We start from the raw sequence: 2,861 nt of genomic DNA, 5'->3' as shown, positions 1-2,861 counted from the left end.
AACCGGCCCCGACCGCCGAGGCGCCCGCCGCCGATCCGGCGCAGGGGCTTGGCGATATCGTCGTCACCGCGACGCGCCGCGAAACCAATCTGCAGCGCACGCCGATCGCCATCTCGGTGGTCGATCCGACCGTCATCAAGGACCGCCACGTCCAGAGCCTGATCGACCTGGCCGACGGCACCGTCCCGTCGCTGCGCGTCGCCACGTTCGAGGCGCGCCAGTCGGCGCTGACCATCGGCATTCGCGGCATCGTGCCGTTCGACCAGAACCAGACCGCGCGCGACACCGGCGTCGGTGTTTATATCGACGGCGTGTACCTCGGCCGCTCGCAGGGGCTGAACGCCGCGCTGTTCGACGTCGCCCGGCTCGAGGTGCTGCGCGGGCCGCAGGGGACGCTGTTCGGCCGCAACACCGAAGGCGGCGCGCTCAGCATCGTCACCAAGGGACCGTCGGGCGAATTCGGCGGTCGCGCGGTCGCCGGCGTGGGCAATTACGGCAGCTATAACGGCGAACTGCACCTAGACCTGCCGGAGGTCCACAACGTCGCGGTCAAGCTGGACGGCGTTGTCCAGCATCAGGATCCGACCACCCGCAACCCGCTGAGCGGGCAGGCCGGCTGGAACCAGTATCAGCGCGTCGGCGGCCGAATCACCGCCTTGTGGAAACCGGTCGACGGCGTCTCCGCCGAAATCTCCTACGATCAGGCGAAGGACGAGAACACGCCCTTCTACAGCCAACTCGTCACCTACAATCCCAACGGCTACAACGTCGGTGCGTACAATGCCGCCAACGTGCTCACCTTCAACGGCGCGGCCTGCAACGTGAAGGTCAGCGGCGTCACCACCAACCCGTGCATCGCGCCGCTGTCGCCGCTGGTGACGGTCAGCGGCGGCAACCGCATGTCCGACGCCGACATCGGCGTGCCGCAGCAGGTCAGCGTCGACCGGACGCACGGCACCGCCGCGACGCTGAAGTACGATGTCGCCCCGCACCTCCAGCTGCGCTCGATCACCGCATGGCGCGGCGTGACCACCGACCAGTGGGACAATTCGGGCGGCGCGCACCGCTCGATCTTCGCGCCGAACACCAATTTCAGCCGCTACAGCCTGTCGTATCTGCGCCAGACACAGTTCAGCCAGGAATTCCAGGCGGTCGGCAGCGCGGCACAGCTCGATTACGCGGTCGGCCTCTATTATTTCACCGAGCGTGCACGTGAATTCGCGGCGACGCCCACCACCAACAAGTGGAACGCGACCGGCACCGGCTTCACGATCAACGATGCGCAGACGTGGAACATGGCCAACTGGCTGCGCCAGCGTGACAGCAACGCCGTCGCGCACAGCTATGCCGCGTTCGGGCAGGCGACGTATTCGCCGCTCGACGTCGTCCACATCACGCTCGGCGGCCGCTATACCAAGGACAAGCGCCGCGGCGCGCTGACGATGATTTCCGGCGTCGCGACGCCGTACACCTTCACCTATGACAACAGCCGCTTTGATCCGATGGCGACGGTGGCGTTCGATGCCGCGCCGAACGTCAATCTCTACGCCAAATACGCCACCGGCTACCGCGCCGGCGGCGCCAATGCGCGGTCGAGCGACTTCGGCACCTTCGGTCCGGAAGCGGTGAAGTCGTACGAAGTCGGCGCCAAGATGGACCTGCTCGACCGGCACGTCCGCCTTAACCTGGCGGGCTATATCATGGACCGCACGGGAACGCAGATCGACTTCGACTTCGTCGATACCAATCCGTTCCTGGCGGACGGGCGTACCGCGAACCCGAACTATACCAAGCATACCGAGAACACGCGCAACGCCCCGGGCACCTCGAAAATCCGCGGGCTGGAGGCCGACCTGACCGTCAAGGCGGCCGAGGGGCTGACGCTGGGCGCGTCCTACGCCTACACCTATACCAAGGTGCCGGCGACGCCGAACACGCTGCTGCCGGGCAGCCCGCTGACGCAGGTGTTCGTCGTGTTCACGCCGCGCAACGCCGGCTCCGCCTTCGCCGATTACGAAGTGCCGGTCGGCAGTGGCGACATGCGGCTGCGCTTCCACCTGGACGGCAATTACGCCGACCCGGTCTACAGCTTCCAGAACGAGACGACGCGCACCGACAAGAGCTTCGTCATGAACGGCCGCATCGCGCTGGCGGACATTCCGATGAACGACAACGGCCAGCGGCTGACCGTGTCGCTGTGGAGCCGCAACCTGCTGAACGAAAGTTACATCTACCGTCGTTCGGCCGCCAATTCGGTGCCGACCGTCAACAACGACGGGTCGCTGAACTACGGCGGGGTGCTCGGCGACTACGCCAATTTCAACCCGCCGCGCACCTTCGGCGTCGAAGGCACGCTGAACTTCTAGGCGATCACGAAGGGGCCCGGTCCAGCGAAAGACCGGGCCCCTTTGCACGTCAGGACACCGGCAGGTCCAGCGTCGCGATCAGCCCCGGCGCACCATCCGCGAGCGTGAGCGTGCCGCGATGCAGCCGCGCGACCGCATCGATCAGCGGCAGGCCCAGGCCATGGCCCGGCTGGTGCCGGCTGGCGTCGAGCCGCCCGAACCTCCGCAGCGCCGCCGCGCGATCGGCCGGTGCGATCCCCGGACCGTCATCGCGTACCGACAGGATCGCGCGCGTGCCGGCTCGCGCGGCGCCGATCCACACCGTCGTTCCCGGCGGGGTATGGTTCAGCGCATTCTCCACCAGATTGAACGCGGCCTGGCTCAACAGCTGCCGGTCGCCGCGCAGGGGCACCTCGCCCCCGCCCTCCACGATCAGCCGCCGGTCGCCCTCGGTCGCGATCGGCACCATCGCCTCCGCGACCTCAGTGACGATCGCGGACACGTCTACGGCGGCGA

At 67.4% G+C, this 2,861-nt stretch carries 2 protein-coding genes; one reads left to right on the top strand and one right to left on the bottom strand.

The annotated features are described in order from the left end of the window. Positions 1 to 2,366, top strand: a 2,366-nt coding sequence (locus AX685_RS11765; RefSeq protein ID WP_066488895.1) for a TonB-dependent receptor, incomplete at its 5' end; no start/stop codon positions are given. Positions 2,367 to 2,415: 49 nt separating this feature from the next. Here the strand turns inward: AX685_RS11765 and AX685_RS11760 are convergent. Continuing rightward, on the bottom strand, positions 2,416 to 2,861 hold a 446-nt coding region (locus AX685_RS11760), incomplete at its 5' end, for a sensor histidine kinase (RefSeq protein WP_197418584.1).

It is taken from the genome of Sphingomonas sp. CCH9-F2 (genome assembly GCF_001556735.1).
Lineage (GTDB): Bacteria > Pseudomonadota > Alphaproteobacteria > Sphingomonadales > Sphingomonadaceae > Sphingomonas > Sphingomonas ginsenosidimutans.
Note: the sequence above shows the minus strand (reverse complement) of the source record. Positions and strands in the feature narration are given on the sequence as shown.